Here is a 1810-nt window from a genome sequence, read left to right as displayed (position 1 = left end):
CACCGGCGTGATCCTGAAGGTCACGCCGCGGATCAACTCCAACGGCGACGTCAGCATGGATGTGCAGCAGGAGGTGTCGAACATCGTCAACGATGCTCAGTCCTCTGCCGACGATGCGCTGGCGCCGACGATCTCGACCCGCCGCATCGGCAGTATCGTCTCGGTCGCCGACGGCCAGACCGTGGCGCTGGGCGGGCTGATCCAGGAGAACCAGACCAACGGGCGCAGCGGCATACCGGTGCTGCAGGACATCCCGCTGCTCGGCAACCTGTTCTCGAACACCAACGACAGCCGGGTCCGGACCGAGCTGATGATCTTCATCACCCCGCGCGTGATCCGCAACGCCGCCGACGCCGCGGCGATCACCCAGGAGCTGCGGTCGCGGATGGAGGCGCTGCGGCCCCGCACCGGCTCGCCCACCCGTCCGCCCAAGCCGCTCTGACCCGCCCGATACCGTGACCCCGGTCGCGCCATGACTCCAGTTGCGGGCGCGCTGCTGGCGGCCTCGCCGGTCATCGGCAGCTTCCTGGCGGCCGCGGCCCAGCGGTTGCCGGAGGATGGGCGCGGCCTGCTGCTCGGCCGCTCCCGCTGCGACCATTGCCGGCATCCGCTGGCGGCCTGGGACCTGGTGCCGGTGCTCAGCTGGCTCCGGCTCCGCGGCCGCTGCCGGCATTGCGGCGGCGCAATCGACCCGGCGCATCCGGTGATCGAGCTGGCGGCCATCGGCATCGCTGTCGTGGCGCTGTCGGTCGTCGGGGACAACGCGGCGCTGCCGGCGACCTGCCTGCTGGGCTGGTGGCTGCTGCTGCTCGGCGCCATCGACCGCCGCACCGGGCTGCTGCCTGACATGCTGACCCTGCCGCTGATCCTGGCCGGGCTGGCGGAAGGGCTGCTGACCGAAACCGGCGCCGGGCCGCTGGACCGGATCATCGGCGCCGTGGCCGGCTATGCCCTGTTCGCTGGCCTCGCCTTCGCCTATCGCCGGCTGCGCGGCCGCGACGGGCTCGGCCTCGGCGATGCGAAGCTGCTGGCGGCCGGTGGCGCCTGGCTCGGCTGGCAGGCCCTGCCCATGGTGGTGCTGATCGGTGCCGGCGCCGCACTGGTCGCGGCGCTGATCCTGGAACGCGGGCGGCCATCGCGACACACCGTCATCGTCTTCGGCCCCTGGTTGGCGCTGGGCATCTGGGCGATGCGGCTACTCGGGCCTCTCTAGGGGCGGATCTCGATCACATCCTCCAGCCGGGCGAGGTCGAAGTCGGAGATCAGCACCTCGATCCGCGCGGTCCAGCGCCCCGGCACCGGCAGGATCAGGTCGTCGACCTGCCAGGTGCCGTCCCCGGCCTTCGTGGCCTTGCGCCGAATCGGCTCGATGCCGGCGGCGGGGTTGGACAGGACCAGCGTCACCTCCTGCGCCTCCAGCGCGCCGAAATCCCCTGACATGACCACGATCGACGCCGTCACCGGCCCGGCGCGGCCGGGGCTGATGGTCAGGTCGGCCATAACAGGGGCGGTGTGGATGTGGATCGAGGCCGGTCTTGCCGCGGCCTCGGCCAAGGCGCGCGGCGGCGGGGTGAAGCGCCAGGTGGCGGCGACGGCGAAGATCGCCAGCACCAGTAGTGTCTCGACCGCGATCGACCGGGCCAGATGCCGTGTTGCTGAGCGGTCGCCCGCCTCGGCCCGGCCAGTCAGGCGCCAGCGGTTCAGCGCGGCCAGGCCGAACAGCCCCAGTACCAGCGCCAGCTTGGCCAGGAACACCCGGCCATAGGTGGTGGTCCACAGTGCCGAGACGTGGTCCAGCTGGACCACGGCC

The 1810-nt window shown here is 71.9% G+C and carries 3 protein-coding genes; 2 read left to right on the top strand and 1 reads right to left on the bottom strand.

Translation table 11 applies throughout. The features are described from left to right. A partial coding sequence (locus AC3XYG_RS06030; RefSeq protein WP_489138907.1) for a type II secretion system protein GspD occupies positions 1 to 442 on the top strand: 442 nt, incomplete at its 5' end. 30 nt (positions 443 to 472) lie between these two features. After that, on the top strand, positions 473 to 1213 hold the full coding sequence (locus AC3XYG_RS06025) for a prepilin peptidase (protein ID WP_489138906.1): 741 nt from the start codon (positions 473 to 475) through the stop codon (positions 1211 to 1213). Here the strand turns inward: AC3XYG_RS06025 and AC3XYG_RS06020 are convergent. Next, a partial coding sequence (locus tag AC3XYG_RS06020; RefSeq protein ID WP_489138905.1) for a CopD family protein occupies positions 1210 to 1810 on the bottom strand: 601 nt, incomplete at its 5' end. The genes AC3XYG_RS06025 and AC3XYG_RS06020 overlap by 4 nt on opposite strands.

The sequence above is a fragment of the Inquilinus sp. genome (assembly GCF_057815775.1).
The sequence above is the reverse complement of the archived record's forward strand: the minus strand, read 5'-3'. Positions and strand labels throughout refer to the sequence as shown.